The sequence below is a fragment of the Rhodanobacter sp. Soil_C_14 genome, assembly GCF_057657335.1.
Window position 1 is genome coordinate 484092 of sequence record NZ_JBDGIQ010000002.1, and the last position, 14300, is coordinate 498391.

Annotated in this window: 12 protein-coding genes; all 12 read left to right on the forward strand. The window is 69.7% G+C overall.

What is annotated here, in order from left to right:
- The first annotated feature begins 8 nt into the window (after nt 1-8).
- The 12 genes from AC3A56_RS07685 (at nt 9) to ubiA (ending at nt 14295) form a co-directional block, all read left to right on the forward strand.
- Nucleotides 9-1619, forward strand: a complete 1611-nt coding sequence (locus tag AC3A56_RS07685; RefSeq protein WP_487769900.1) for a 2-isopropylmalate synthase — start codon at nt 9-11, stop codon at nt 1617-1619.
- A complete protein-coding gene (locus AC3A56_RS07690; RefSeq protein ID WP_487769901.1) occupies nt 1616-2566 on the forward strand; it encodes a branched-chain amino acid transaminase in 951 nt (316 codons plus the stop codon). The genes AC3A56_RS07685 and AC3A56_RS07690 overlap by 4 nt, the downstream gene beginning before the upstream one ends.
- Nucleotides 2566-3975 carry a 3-isopropylmalate dehydratase large subunit gene (gene leuC / locus AC3A56_RS07695; protein ID WP_487769902.1) on the forward strand — a complete coding sequence of 470 codons (1410 nt, stop codon included), beginning with the start codon at nt 2566-2568 and terminating at the stop codon, nt 3973-3975. Before AC3A56_RS07690 ends, leuC begins: the two co-directional genes overlap by 1 nt.
- A gap of 151 nt (nt 3976-4126) precedes the next feature.
- The gene (leuD, locus tag AC3A56_RS07700) at nt 4127-4708 is read left to right on the forward strand and encodes a 3-isopropylmalate dehydratase small subunit (protein WP_487769903.1); all 582 of its coding nucleotides are present in this window, start codon (nt 4127-4129) and stop codon (nt 4706-4708) included.
- Nucleotides 4705-5883, forward strand: coding sequence for a 3-isopropylmalate dehydrogenase (leuB, locus tag AC3A56_RS07705; RefSeq protein WP_487769904.1), 1179 nt, complete (start codon nt 4705-4707; stop codon nt 5881-5883). Before leuD ends, leuB begins: the two co-directional genes overlap by 4 nt.
- 282 nt (nt 5884-6165) lie before the next feature.
- Nucleotides 6166-7869 carry a dihydroxy-acid dehydratase gene (gene ilvD / locus AC3A56_RS07710; protein WP_487769905.1) on the forward strand — a complete coding sequence of 568 codons (1704 nt, stop codon included), beginning with the start codon at nt 6166-6168 and terminating at the stop codon, nt 7867-7869.
- Entirely contained in the window at nt 7866-8876 is a 1011-nt protein-coding gene (ilvC, locus tag AC3A56_RS07715) for a ketol-acid reductoisomerase (RefSeq protein WP_056763294.1), read from the forward strand. The genes ilvD and ilvC overlap by 4 nt, the downstream gene beginning before the upstream one ends.
- Nucleotides 8877-8948: 72 nt before the next feature.
- Nucleotides 8949-9290 (forward strand): VOC family protein, encoded by a 342-nt coding sequence (locus AC3A56_RS07720; RefSeq protein WP_487769906.1) that lies wholly within the window; start codon nt 8949-8951, stop codon nt 9288-9290.
- 70 nt (nt 9291-9360) lie between these two features.
- Nucleotides 9361-11229, forward strand: a complete 1869-nt coding sequence (gene ilvB, locus AC3A56_RS07725; protein ID WP_487769907.1) for a biosynthetic-type acetolactate synthase large subunit — start codon at nt 9361-9363, stop codon at nt 11227-11229.
- Between the two features lie 170 nt (nt 11230-11399).
- Nucleotides 11400-11648 carry an acetolactate synthase small subunit gene (gene ilvN, locus AC3A56_RS07730; RefSeq protein WP_007808724.1) on the forward strand — a complete coding sequence of 83 codons (249 nt, stop codon included), beginning with the start codon at nt 11400-11402 and terminating at the stop codon, nt 11646-11648.
- Nucleotides 11645-13195 carry a threonine ammonia-lyase, biosynthetic gene (ilvA, locus tag AC3A56_RS07735; RefSeq protein WP_487769908.1) on the forward strand — a complete coding sequence of 517 codons (1551 nt, stop codon included), beginning with the start codon at nt 11645-11647 and terminating at the stop codon, nt 13193-13195. Before ilvN ends, ilvA begins: the two co-directional genes overlap by 4 nt.
- A 170-nt stretch (nt 13196-13365) precedes the next feature.
- The gene (gene ubiA / locus AC3A56_RS07740) at nt 13366-14295 is read left to right on the forward strand and encodes a 4-hydroxybenzoate octaprenyltransferase (protein ID WP_487770034.1); all 930 of its coding nucleotides are present in this window, start codon (nt 13366-13368) and stop codon (nt 14293-14295) included.
- Nucleotides 14296-14300: the final 5 nt, after the last annotated feature.

Consider the following 14300-nt stretch of genomic DNA (forward strand, 5'->3'; position numbering starts at 1 on the left):
GAGCCATGATGAAAAACCCCGACCAGCACAACGCCCCCGCCAGCGACGACGACGTAGTCGCCGAACGCGTGCGGATCTTCGACACCAGCTTGCGCGACGGCGAACAGGCGCCCGGTTTCTCGATGGACCGGCGGGCCAAGCTGCGCATGGCGCAGCAGCTCGAGGCGCTGGGCGTGGACGTGCTCGAGGCCGGCTTTCCACAGGCGTCGCCGGACGATTTTGCTGCGGTTGCGGAAATCGCCGGCACGCTGGAAAGCACCACGGTATGCGCCCTGGCGCGTTGCCAGGACGGCGACATCGACAGCGCCGCCCGCGCGCTGCAGGCGGCCCGGCACGCGCGCATCCACCTGTTCCTGTCGACCAGTCCGCTGCACCGCGAACACAAGCTGGGCATGAGCAGGGCACAGGTGCTGGACACCGCGGTGCGCGCCATCGAACGCGCCCGCGACCATTGCCACGAAGTGGAATTCTCCGCCGAGGATGCGCTGCGCACCGAGCCCGAGTTCCTGGCGGAGGTGTTCAGTGCCGCGGTGGCGGCCGGCGCCACCACGCTGAACGCACCGGACACGGTGGGCTACACCACGCCGTCGGAAATCGTGGCGCTGTTCGAGTACCTGCGCCGCCACGTCGCGGGCGCAGAGCGGGTGATCTTCTCCAGCCATTGCCACAACGATCTGGGCATGGCGGTGGCCAACAGCCTGGCCGCGGTGAGCGCGGGCGCGCGCCAGGTGGAATGCACCATCAACGGCATCGGCGAGCGCGCCGGCAACGCCGCGCTGGAGGAGGTGGTGATGGCGCTGAAGGTGCGTGCGCCGCACTTCGGCGTGGACACGCGCATCGACACGCGCCAGCTGTATCCGACCTCGCGCCTGCTCACCGAGCTGACCGGTCAGGCGGTGCCGCGCAACAAGGCGATCGTGGGCGCCAACGCGTTCGCCCATGAATCGGGCATCCACCAGCACGGCATGCTGAAGCATCGCGGCACCTACGAAATCATGCGGCCGCAGGACGTGGGCATCGCCGCGACCAGCCTGGTGATGGGCAAGCATTCCGGCCGCGCCGCGCTGCGCCAGCGATTGCAGGCGATGGGCTACACGCCCGACGACGCCGCGCTGGACGACATCTTCACCCGCTTCAAGATCCTCGCCGACCACGGCCGCGAGCTGCACGACGAAGACCTGGAAGCGCTGGCGCTGGGCCGCGACCCGAACGCCGGCGGCCCGTGGCACCTGCTGCAGTTGCACGCCAACTCGCACTTCGGCGGCAGCGCGTCGGCGTCGGTCAAGTTGAGCCACGACGACGGGCACCATGCCGCCGAAGCAGCGATCGGCGATGGTCCGGTGGACGCCGTGCTGCGCGCGATCGAACGCGCCACCGGCACGCCGCTGGAACTGACCCGCTTCCAGATCGACGCCATGGGCGAAGGCGCCGACGCGCCGGGCCATGCGCAATTGAGCGCCCGCCATGCCGGTCGCGACTGGCGCGGCCACGGCGACAGCACCGACATCGTCGAAGCCGCCGCGCTGGCCGCGCTGGTGATCGTCAATCGCATCGAACAACAGGCGTCCGCGTCCGCCGCCGCTGCCCCCGCCACCCGCAACCTGGGAGCCACCGCATGAACCATGGCCATACACCTTTCGTCTGGCACAACGGCCGGATCAAGCCGTGGGCCGAGGCCAACGTCCACGTCAGCGCCCACGCGCTGCACTACGGCTCGTCGGTGTTCGAGGGCGAGCGCGTCTACGCCACGCCGCGCGGACCGGCCTACTTCCGCCTGGCCGAGCACACGCGGCGGCTGTTCGAATCGGCCCGCGTCTACGAGATCGAGGTGGGCTACAGCGAGGACGAGATCAACGCCGCCTGCCTGGAGCTGATCCGCGCCAACGCGATGCCGTCGGCCTATGTGCGGCCGATCGTGTTCCGCGGCGCCGGCGGGCTGGGCGTGCTGGCGAAGGCGGACGCGCCGGTCGACGTGGCGCTGATCGCGCTGAACTGGGGCGCGTACCTGGGCGAGGCGGCCGAGCGCGGCGCCGATGTCTGCGTGTCCTCGTGGAACCGTCCCGCGCCGAACACCATCCCGAGCTGGGCCAAGGCGGGCGGCAATTACCTGTCGAGCCAGCTGATCGGGCTGGAGGCCCGCCGCAACGGTTACGACGAGGGCATCGCGCTGGGCCACAACGGCCTGCTCAGCGAAGGCGCCGGCGAAAACCTTTTCGTGGTGAAGCGCGGCAAGCTGCTCACCCCGCCGTCCAGCGCCGGCATCCTGGCCGGCATCACCCGCGATGCGGTGATCACGCTGGCCGCCGATCTCGGCATCGCGGTGGAGGAGCGCGAGCTGCCGCGCGAGGCGCTGTATTCCGCCGACGAAGTGTTGATGACCGGCACCGCCGCCGAGATCACCCCGGTGCGTTCGGTCGACCGCAAGCCGATCGGCAAAGGTGCGCCCGGACCGATTACCCAGCAGCTGCGGCAGGCGTTCTTCGGCCTGTTCGATGGACGTACCGAGGATCGCTGGTCCTGGTTAACGCCCGTCCACAGCGAAGCCACCGCGCAGGAGGCTGCGTGATGGCCAAGACGCTCTTCGAAAAAATCTGGAACGCCCACGTCGTCGCCGCCGAAACCGCGGACACGCCGGCGATCCTCTACGTCGACGTGCACCTGGTGCACGAGGTCACCTCGCCGCAGGCGTTCAGCGAACTGCGCGAGCGCGGGCTGAAACTGCGCCGGCCCGACCGCATGCTGGCCACGCTTGATCACTCCACCCCGACCCTGCCGACGAACGCCGACGGCAGCCGGCCGTATGCGAACGCCGAGGCGCAGGCCCAGGTCGCGCAACTGGAGGCGAACTGCCGCGAGTTCGGCGTCGAGCTGCACGGCTGGGACAGCGAAGACCGCGGCATCGTGCACGTGATCGGCCCCGAGCTGGGCGCCACGCAGCCGGGCATGACCATCGTCTGCGGCGACAGCCACACCTCGACGCATGGCGCATTTGGAGCCTTGGCGTTCGGCATCGGCACCACCGAGGTCGGCCACGTGATGGCCACGCAATGCCTGCTGCAACGCCGGCCGAAAACCATGGCGATCCACGTCGACGGCCAGCTGCCGCCGGGCGTGGGCGCCAAGGACCTGATCCTGCACATCATCGGCAGCATCGGCGTCGATGGCGGCACCGGTTACGTGCTGGAGTACCGGGGCGCGGCGATCGACGCGCTCACGATGGACGAGCGCATGACCGTGTGCAACATGTCGATCGAGGCCGGCGCACGCGCCGGGCTGATCGCCCCGGACGACACCACGTTCGCGTGGCTGAAGGGACGTCCCCGTGCGCCGCAAGGCGAAGCGTGGGAGCACGCGGTGGCGCAATGGCGCGCGCTGCGCAGCGACGACGGCGCGCGTTACGACCGCGAGGTGCGCATCGACGCCGCCGCGGTGAAACCCACCGTCACCTACGGCACCCATCCCGGCATGGCGATCGCGATGGACGCGCCGGTGCCGGCGGCGACGAATGCGCAGGAACGCCGCGCGCTCGACTACATGCAGAGCAAGGCCGGCCAGCCGATGCAGGGCACGCTGGTGGACGTGGTGTTCATCGGCAGTTGCACCAACTCGCGGTTGTCCGACCTGCGCGAAGCGGCCCGCGTGCTGCATGGCCGCCGCGTCGCCGACGGCGTGCGCATGCTGGTGGTGCCCGGCTCCGAAGCGGTGCGCCGCGACGCCGAGCGCGAAGGCCTGCACCACGTGTTCACCGCCGCCGGCGCCGAGTGGCGCGTGCCGGGATGCTCGATGTGCATCGCCATGAACGGCGACCTGGCACAGCCGGGGCAGCTGGTCGTGTCCACTTCCAACCGCAACTTCGAGGGCCGCCAGGGCAAGGGTGCGCGCACCGTGCTGGCGAGCCCGGCGACAGCTGCCGCCAGTGCGGTGGCCGGGCGCATTGCCGATCCTCGCGAGTACGCGGTGGAGGTGGCGGCATGAGCATGAGTACGACCCGCTCCGCTTTTCCCCCTCCCCTGCTTGCAGGGGAGGGTTGGGGTGGGGTTGCTCTTGCGGCAAGAGCGCTGCCCCCTCCCAACCTCCCCCTGCAAGCAGGGGGAGGAGCCAAGGCTGCCAGTTCGAGGAGATCCGCATGAAACCCGTCACCCATATCCACTCCCGCACCGCCGTGCTGCCCGACGAGAACATCGACACCGATCGCATCATCCCGGCGCGCTTCCTCACCACGACTACCCGCGAGGGTCTGGGCCAGCTGTGCTTCCACGACTGGCGCTACCAGGCCGACGGCAGCGACAACCCCGCCTTTCCGTTGAATCGGCCGGAGGCGCATGGCTGCTCGATCCTCGTCGCCGGACGCAACTTCGGCTGTGGCTCTTCGCGCGAACACGCGCCGTGGGCCTTGCTCGATTACGGCATCCGCGCGGTGCTGTGCAGCGAGATCGCGGACATCTTCCGCGGCAACGCGCTGAAGAACGGCCTGCTCGCCATCGTCATCGATGAACTGGAGCACCGCTGGCTGCTCAAGCACCCGGGCATCGAGCTGGCGATCGACGTGCGCGAGCAGTACATCGCCCTGCCCGACGGCGGCCGCATCCCGTTCCGACTGGAACCGTTCGCGCGGCATTGCCTGCTCAACGGCGTCGACCAGCTCGGCTACCTCTTGCAACACCGTGATGCCATCGCCCGCTACGAACAACAGGAGCAAGCAGCATGAAAGCCCGCATCGTTACCCTGCCCGGCGACGGCGTCGGCCCCGAGGTCACCGCCGCCGCAGTGGCCGTGTTGAACACCGTGGCCGCGCGCTACGAGCACGTGTTCGCGTTCGAGGAACAACTGATCGGCGGCAGCGCGATCGACGCCACCGGCGAACCGCTGCCGGCCGCCTCGCTGGCGGCGTGCCAGGCCGCCGACGCCGTGCTGCTGGGCGCCGTCGGCGGCCCGAAGTGGTCGGACCCGAACGCGCCGGTGCGACCCGAGCAGGGCCTGCTGGCGCTGCGCGCCGCGCTCGGCGTGTACGCGAACCTGCGCCCGTTGCAGGTGCATCCGGCCCTGGCCGATCTGTCGCCGCTGAAGAACGAAAAACTGAAGGACGTCGACGTGCTGTTCGTGCGCGAACTCACCGGCGGCGCCTATTTCGGCGCGAAGACACGCACCGTGGACACCGCCACCGACGAATGCAGGTACACCGTGGTCGAGATCGAACGCGTGGTGCGCCGCGCGTTCGAGCTGGCACGCGATCGTCGCCAGCACGTCACCTCGGTCGACAAGGCGAACGTGCTGGAAACTTCGCGGCTGTGGCGCAGCACGGTGCAGCGCATCGCCGCCGACTACCCCGACGTAAGGGTCGAGCATCAGCTGGTCGACTCGATGGCGATGCTGCTGCTGACTCAGCCGAACCGCTACGACGTGGTGGTCACCGAGAACCTGTTCGGCGACATCCTCACCGACGAGGCCGCCGCGCTGGCCGGTTCGCTGGGCCTGCTGCCGTCGGCGTCGCTGGGCGATCGAGCCCCCTCATCCGGCCCTGCGGGCCACCTTCTCCCGTCAACGGGAGAAGGGAGTTCGGTGCGGCCTGCGGCCGCCTCGACCCTCATGGGCCTGTACGAACCGATCCACGGCTCGGCACCCGATATCGCCGGGCAAGGCGTGGCCAACCCGGTCGGCGCGATCCTCTCTGCCGCGCTGCTGCTGCGCCACTCGCTGCAGCTGGAGGCCGAGGCGCTGGCGGTCGAGGCGGCGGTGGAGCAAGTGCTGCGGCACGGCCCGCACAGCCGCGACATCGGCGGACATGCCGGCACCACCGAAGTGCTCGATGCGGTGCTGGCCGCGATCGAGGAACACGCCGACAACGCCGCCGCGTTCTTCTGCGGAGCGCGCGCATGCGGCTGATGCGCACCCACGCTTTCCCCGGCGGACACAGGGACGTGTCCGCGCTTTCTGCTGCCCCTGGCGTGCCAGCGGCCAGGACGGTTCGTGGTCGCCGTGATGGCGCCGCCCCCTGTCCCGTCCGGCCAACCTCCCTCTGCACGCCGGGGGCGCTTTTTTTGCAACCAGAGCGCCTTGCGATGACTTCTCTTCGAGCGGCTTCAACGCGACCCTCCGCTCCCCATCCGCCCCTTCGGGGCACCTTCCCCCGTGGGGAGAAGGGAATTTGTCCTTCGGAGCTTTTCCATGCGCAGTGACCTGATCAAGAGCGGCCCTGACCGCGCTCCCGCCCGCGCGATGCTGCGCGCCACCGGCCTGGACGACGCGGCGATCGCCAAGCCGCTGGTGGCGGTGGTGCACACCTGGTCGAACGTGAGCCCGTGCAACCTCAACCTGCGCGAGCTGGCGGTGGAGGCGGCCAATGGCATCCGTGCCGCCGGCGGCACACCGGTGGAGTTCAACACCATCGCGGTCACCGACGGCATTGCGATGGGCACGCCCGGCATGCGTTCGTCGCTGATCAGCCGCGAGGTGATCACCGACTCGATCGAACTGGCGGTGGACGGCCACTGCCTCGACGCGATGGTGGTGCTGTGCGGCTGCGACAAGACCATCCCGGCCGCGGCGATGGCGATGGCGCGGCTGGATATCCCGGCGGTGGCGCTGTACGGGGGCACCATCGCGCACGGCACCCACGACCACCATCCGATCACCGTGCAGCAGGTGTTCGAGGCGGTCGGCGCGCACGGCGCGGGCAGGATCAGCGACGCGGAACTGACCGCGGTCGAGCGCGACGCCTGCCCCGGCGCGGGCGCCTGCGGCGGCCAGTTCACCGCCAACACCATGGCGATGGTGCTGACCACGATGGGCCTGTCGCCGGTGGGTTACAACGACATCCCCGCGACGCATCCGGCCAAGGGTGCAGCAGCATTTCGTTGCGGCGAACTGGTGATGGAATGCCTGCGCGAAAACCGCACGCCGCGCGAGCTAATCACGCGTACCTCGATGCGCAACGCCGCACGCATGGTCGCCGCCACTGCGGGCTCCACCAACGCGGTGCTGCACTTGCTGGCGATCGCCCGCGAGGCCGGCGTCGAGTGGACGCTGGAGGATTTCGAGCCGGCCTCGGTGCACACGCCGGTGATCGCCGACCTGCTGCCCGGTGGTCGCTATACCGCGGTGGAGCTGTTCGGCGCCGGTGGCAGCGCGCGGGTGGCGCAGGAACTGATCGCCGCGGGCATGCTGGAAGACGCGCCCACCGTCACCGGCCGCTCGCTGTTCGACGAAGTCGCCGCGGCGCCGCGCGCCGACACCCAGGACGTGGTGCATCCGGTCAGCGCTCCGCTGAAGCCCCGCGGCGGCTACTCGATCCTGTACGGCAACCTGGCGCCGGAAGGCTGCATCCTGAAGATTCCCGGCAAGAGCGGCAGTTTCGAAGGTACGGCGCGCGTCTTCGAGAGCGAGGAGGAAGCGTTTGCCGCGGTGCAGGGCGATCGCATTCGCGCCGGCGACGTGCTGGTGATCCGCAACGAAGGCCCGGCCGGCGGGCCGGGCATGCGCGAGATGCTCGGCGTCACCGCGGCCCTGGTCGGACGCGGCCTCGGCGATGACGTGGCGCTGATCACCGACGGCCGCTTCAGCGGTGCCACCCACGGTTTCATGGTCGGCCACGTCGCGCCCGAGGCGGCGCGCGGCGGACCGATCGCCCTGCTGCGCGACGGCGATCGCATCGCCATCGATGCCGGCCAGCGCGAACTGCGCACCGACGCCGACCTCGCCGCACGCCGCGCGCACTGGCAGCCACCGGCGCCGAAGGTCAGCCGCGGCGCACTGGCCAAGTACGCCCTGCTGGTCGGCTCGGCCTCCGACGGCGCCACCACCCACCCCGACACCCGTGTACCCAACCGCACGCCACGCACTGAAACATCCAACCAGGGAGCTACCGCATGAGCAGCCATTCCACCCTCGCCTCTTCCCGCATCGCCGTGCTCGGCTACGGCAGCCAGGGCCGCGCGCACGCGCTCAACCTGCGCGACTCCGGCCTCGACGTGGTGATCGGCCTGCGCCCGAACGGCCCCACTTCGCACAAGGCGAAAGCCGACGGCTTCACCGTACTGGAACCGGCCGAGGCCGTGCGCGGCGCCGACCTGGTCGCCGTGCTCACCCCGGACATGGTGCAGCCGGCGCTGTACCGCGAGGCGATCGAGCCGAACATCAAGTCCGGCGCGGCGCTGCTGTTCGCGCACGGCTTCAACGTGCACTTCGGGCAGATCAATCCGCGCAGCGACATCGACGTGATCCTGGTCGCGCCGAAAGGCCCCGGCGCGCTGGTCCGCACCGAGTACGAACGCGGCCGCGGCGTGCCGTGCATCTGGGCCGTGCACCAGGACGCCAGCGGCCAGGCCGAGGCGAAGACGAAAGCCTACGCCGACGGCATCGGCGGCGGCCGCGCGATGATCATCAAGACCGACTTCAAGGAAGAGACCGAGACCGACCTGTTCGGCGAGCAGGCCGTGCTGTGCGGCGGCGCCAGCGAGCTGGTGATTGCCGGTTTCGAAACGCTGACCGAAGCGGGCTATCAGCCGGAGATCGCCTATTACGAGGTGATGCACGAGCTGAAGCTGATCGTCGACCTGTTCTACGAGGGCGGCCTCAGCAAGATGCTCGAGTTCGTCTCCGAGACCGCGCAGTACGGCGACTACGTCAGCGGCCCGCGGGTGGTCGACGCCGGCGTGAAGGCGCGCATGAAGGACGTGCTCACCGACATCCAGGACGGCACCTTCGCCCGCAACTGGACGGCCGAATACGCCGCCGGCCTGCCCAACTACAAGCGCCTTAAGCAGGCCGACCTCGATCACCCGATCGAACAGGTCGGCGCGAAGCTGCGTGCGCGGATGCCGTGGCTGCAGCCGAGCGCGGCAAAACCCGCCGTCGAGCCGCTGAAGAAGGTGGGCTGAGCCCGACCCGGGCCGCCGGCACCAGTCGCCGGCTGTCCGTCACATCACCTGTCCAAACACACGAGGTCTGCCATGAAACGCTTCCATATCGCCCTGGCCGTTGCCGACCTGGGCGCCTCCATCGCCGATTACACCAGCCGCCTGGGCCAGCCGCCGCAGGCGGTGGTCGCTGGCACCTATGCCATGTGGCGCACCGACCAGCTGAATTTCTCGATCAACCAGCAGCCCGAACGCGCGGGCCAGCTGCGCCATGTGGGCTTCGAGGATGACGACGCGCACGGCTTCAACTGCGATGCCGACGTCAACGGCATCTCGTGGGAGCGCTTCTCTCCCGTGGCGCAGGAGCTGCGCATCATCTCGACGTACGGCGTGCCCGTGCACGCGCCCGCCGCAGACGAACTGATCCGCAACTAGCTCGCCGCCCGCGCCGCGCACCGCAACGCTCCATCGACCGCCGGCGCGTGTCGCATCCAGGAAATGCATCGTGACCACAGCAACCCTGACAGCCAGCGCTGCCAAAGCCTTCAGCGTCGATCCCGCGCCACTCGCGAGCGCGCCTTCCAGCGGCGCCGAGTCGATCGTGCAGGTACTGGCCGACGAAGGCGTGGAGGTGCTGTTCGGCTATTCCGGCGGCGCGATCCTACCGGTGTACGACGCGGTATTCCGCTACAACGCCCTGCACCCGCGCGCCGATGGCAGCGAGCCGATGCCGCTGATCGTGCCGGCCAACGAGCAGGGTGCGGGGTTCATGGCGGCCGGCTATGCGCGCGCATCGGGCAAGGTCGGCGTGGCCATCGTTACCTCCGGCCCGGGCGCCACCAACATGGTCACGCCGGTGCGCGACTCGATGGCCGACTCGATCCCGCTGGTGGTGATCTGCGGCCAGGTCGGCACCGCGGCGATCGGCAGCGACGCATTCCAGGAGGCCCCGATCAGCAACATCATGGGCGCCTGCGCCAAGCACGTGTTCCTGGTCACCGACGCGGCGCAACTGGAAGCGACCATGCGTACTGCATTCACCCTGGCGCGCAGCGGCCGGCCCGGCCCGGTGGTGGTGGACGTGCCCAAGGATGTGCAGAACGCCGCGCTCGCCTGGCGCGGCAGCGGCGAGCTGGCGCTGGCCGGCTATCGTGCGCGGCTGCGTGCGGTGGAGCAGTCGGCGCTGGGTGACGCCGACTGCGCGGCGTTCTTCGCCGCGCTGATGCAGGCGCGGCGGCCGCTGATCTACGCGGGCGGCGGCGTGATCGCGGCGGAGGCCGCCGCTGCACTGCGTGCCTTCGTCGACGCGTTCGGCCTGCCGGTCACCACCACCCTGATGGGACTGGGTGGCTTCGACAGCACCGACCCGCTGGCGCTGCACTTGCTCGGCATGCACGGCACCGCGTACGCGAACTACGCGGTGGAGGATTGCGACTTCGTGCTGGCGCTGGGCGCGCGCTTCGACGATCGCGTGGCGGGCGTGCCGCACAAGTTCGCGCCGCAGGCGAAGTTCATCGCCCAGGTCGACATCGATCCGGCCGAGATCGGCAAGGTGAAGCAGGTCGACTGGCACCACGTCGGACCGCTGAAACGCGCGCTGGAGCGGCTCACCGCGTACGGCCTCGGCCATGGCTTGCGGCCGAAGCTGGACGCCTGGCACGCCCACGTGGCCGAACTGAAACGCGTGCACGCGATGAACTACGACCGTGCCAGCGCGCTGATCCAGCCGTACGCGGTGATCGAGGCGATCAACCGCCACGCCCAGGGCCGTGCCATCGTCAGCACCGGCGTCGGCCAGCACCAGATGTGGGCCGCGCAGTATTTCGACTTCCGCGCGCCGCGGCATTGGCTGACCTCCGGCTCGATGGGCACGATGGGTTTCGGCCTGCCCGCGGCGATCGGCGCGCAGTTCGCCCATCCGGACAAGCTGGTCATCGACATCGACGGCGACGCCAGCATCCGCATGAACATCGGCGAGCTGGAAACCGTCACCACGTACAACCTGCCGCTGAAGATCGTGGTGCTCAACAACGTCGGCGACGGCATGGTGCGGCAGTGGCAGAAGCTGTACTTCAAGGGCCGCTTCGCCGCATCGGACAAGAGCCTGCACAAGAAGGACTTCGTGCTGGCCGCGCAGGCCGACGGCTTCGGCTGGGCGCGGCGGCTGGAGCGCGTGGACGAACTGGAGCCGCTGGTCGCCGACTTCCTCGCCTTCGACGGCCCGGCCTTCCTGGAAGTGATGATCGACCCGGACGCCGGCGTGTATCCGATGGTCGGCCCCGGCGCCAGCTACGCGCAGATGATCACCGGCGAGTTCATTGCGTCGCGGGCGACACCGGCCGAGCGCGAGACCGCTGCATCGCACATGTTCTGAGCTTTTGACTTTTCCCTTTTCCAACCTGGAAACCTTCAACACCGTCATTCCCGCGAAAGCGGGAATCCACTTTGCCCCTGCAGAACGTCCACATGGATTCCTGCTTTCGCGGGAATGACGGCCGAGAAAGTTTCTATCCGGAAAAAAGACCTCGCTACCGGAGCACCGCCATGAACCACACCCTGTCCATCCTGTTGCAGAACGAAGCCGGCGCGCTGGTGCGCGTGGCCGGGCTGTTTGCCGCGCGGGGCTACAACATCGACACGCTGACCGTGGCGGCCACGCACGATCCGGCCGTGTCGCGGCTCACGCTGAGCCTGCAGTGCGACGACGCCGGTGTCGCGCAACTGCTGCAGCAGACCCGCAAGCTGGTCGACGTGCTGCAGGTGGCACATCCGGCCACCGCGCTCGCCGCATGAATGCGGTCGCGCCCCTGCCCGACGACGCAGCCGACCTGCTGGCGCAGATCCGTGCCGCGCGCGTCTACGAGGTGGCGCAGGCATCCGCGCTGGAGGTAGCGCCGCTGCTGGGCGAGCGGCTGGACCGGCCCGTGCTGCTCAAGCGCGAGGATCAGCAGAGCGTGTTCTCGTTCAAGCTGCGCGGCGCGTACAACCGCATGGTGCAGCTGGATGCGGCGCAGCGCGGGCGCGGCGTGGTCGCCGCCTCGGCCGGCAACCATGCGCAGGGCGTGGCGCTGGCCGCGGCGAAGCTGGGCATCCGCGCCACCATCGTGATGCCGGTGACCGCGCCGCAGGTGAAGGTGGACGCGGTGCGCCGCTTCGGCGGCGCGATGGTCGAGCTGGTGCTGGCCGGCGATTCGTACAGCGACGCCCAGGCCGCCGCTGCCCGGTTGCAGGCCGAGCGTGGTGCAGTATTCGTGCATCCGTTCGACGACCCCGCGGTGATCGCCGGCCAGGGCACCATCGGCCTGGAGATCCTGCGCCAGCACCCCGGCCCGATCGAGGCGGTGTTCGTGCCGGTCGGTGGCGGCGGCCTGCTCGCCGGCGTCGCCGCGTGCATCAAGGCGCTGCGGCCCGAGGTGAAGGTGATCGGCGTGCAGGCGGCGGATTCGGATGCGATGGCGCGCTCGCTGGAAGCCGGCGCGCGCGTCGCCCTGGACGAGGTCGGCCTGTTCGCCGACGGCACTGCGGTGAAGCAGGTCGGCGCGCTGACCTTCGCGCTGTGCCGCCAGCATGTCGACGCGATGCTGCGCGTCGACACCGACGCGATCTGCGCCGCGATCCGCGACATCCACCAGGACACCCGCAGCGTGGCCGAGCCGTCCGGCGCGCTGGCGCTGGCCGGGCTGAAGCACTACGTGGCCACGCACGGTGGCGGCGATGGCGCCCTGGTGGCGATCGTCTCCGGCGCCAACATGAACTTCGACCGCCTGCGCTTCGTCGCCGAGCGCGCCGAGGTCGGCGAGCAGCGCGAGGCGGTGTTCGCGGTGACCATCCCCGAGGAACGCGGCAGCTTCCGCCGCTTCTGCGCCACGCTGGGCCGGCACGACATCACCGAATTCAACTACCGCATCGGCGACGCCCGCCTCGCCCACATCTTCGTGGGCGTGCGCATCGCCAGCCGCGACGAGCGCGAGGCGCTGGCCGCGGCGTTCCGCGCGCAGCAGTTCGACGTGCTCGACCTCACCGACGACGAGCTGGCCAAGCTGCACCTGCGCCACATGATCGGCGGCCGCTCGCCGCTGGCCCGCGACGAACTGTTGTATCGCTTCGAATTCCCCGAGCGCCCCGGCGCGCTGACCCGCTTCCTCGATCACATGCACCCGGACTGGAACATCAGCCTGTTCCACTACCGCAACCACGGCGCCGACCACGGCCGCATCCTGGTCGGCATCCAGGTGCCCGCTGCCGAATTGCCGCTGTTCCGGCGTTTCCTCGCCAAGCTGGGCTATCCACATGTGGATGAGAGCGCGCATCCGGCGTACCGATTGTTGCTGCGTCAGTAGATCGCCGGCGCGACTTGCCGTTTCGCGCAGGGCGTCACGCCACGATCGGCCGCGGCTCACGCTAAACTGCGTCGATGGCTCCTCCACCTCGCAAACGCCAGCGGCGCAAGAACGCACCCTCGCCTGCCGTGCGGCCACGACCCGGCGCGGCGAAGGCCGCGCCCAGGCCGGTGCAGCCAGCGGACAGTTCGACCCGCGCTACGCGGGTGCTGAACTGGCTGCTGCAGAAACTGCCGGCGCAGTATCGCGAGAAGGCGCTGGATTACCTGGTGCTGACCCGCATGGATCGGCCGATCGGCGCGCTGCTGCTGCTGTGGCCGACCTGGTGGGCGCTGTGGCTGGCCGCGGGCGACTTCCCGCCGTGGAAGCCGCTGGTCATCTTCACCCTGGGCGTGTTCGCGATGCGCGCGGCCGGCTGTGCGATCAACGATTACGCCGACCGCAAGCTCGACCCCCAGGTGGAACGCACCGCCGGACGGCCGATCGCCTCGGGGCGGGTCACCCCGCGCGAGGCGCTGATCGTGTTCGCCGCGCTGCTGGCTTTCGCCTTCGTGCTGGTGCTGTTCACCAACCGGCTGACCATCGAGCTGTCGTTCGCCGGCGCCGCGCTGGCGGGGATCTACCCGTTCACCAAGCGCTGGACCTACCTGCCCCAGGTGGTGCTGGGCGCCGCGTTCGGCTGGTCGATCCCGATGGCGTTCGCCGCGGTCGCCGGCAACGTGCCGCCGATCGGCTGGCTGCTGTTCATCGGCAACATCCTGTGGTCGGTGATCTACGACACCGAGTACGCGATGGTCGACCGCGAGGACGATCTCAAGGTCGGCGCGAAGTCCACCGCGATCCTGTTCGGCGACGCCGACCTGCCGATCCTCGGCATGCTGATGGGCACCTTCCTGCTGGCCATGTTCTTCATCGGCCAGCGCGCCGCGCTGGGCTGGCCGTACTGGCTGGGCCTGCTGGTCGCGGCCGGCCTGTTCGGCTACCAGCACTGGCTGATCCGCGACCGCATCCGCGACGCCTGCCTCGCCGCCTTCCGCCACAACAACTGGCTCGGCCTGGCGGTGTGGATCGGCATCGTGCTGGCGCTGGCGGTGAAGTGATCCGC